The 213-nt window shown below is 46.0% G+C and carries 1 protein-coding gene; it reads right to left on the bottom strand.

The annotated features are described in order from the left end of the window. A partial coding sequence (locus CWC14_RS18210; protein ID WP_171036880.1) for a transposase occupies window positions 1-213 on the bottom strand: 213 nt, incomplete at both ends.

The following is a 213-nucleotide window of genomic DNA, read 5'->3' as shown; positions in this document are numbered from 1 at the left end:
TGCCAGTGCGCTTTATCAAGCGCGCCTGCGGGTATCAAACAGTGTAAATGGATATGCTGACCTAAGTTTTGCCCCCACGTATGCAGTACACTTGTCATGCCTAACTGACCATGCCTCTTTCGTTTCGCAAATTTACTCAGCGTTTGCCATGTGGCTTTGAATAAACACTGATACAACGCGTTTGGGTTGTAGTGCGCAATGATATTCAACTCA

The organism is Pseudoalteromonas sp. S3260 (genome assembly GCF_005886925.1).
Taxonomy (GTDB): Bacteria; Pseudomonadota; Gammaproteobacteria; order Enterobacterales; family Alteromonadaceae; genus Pseudoalteromonas; species Pseudoalteromonas tetraodonis.
Note: the sequence above shows the minus strand (reverse complement) of the source record. Positions and strands in the feature narration are given on the sequence as shown.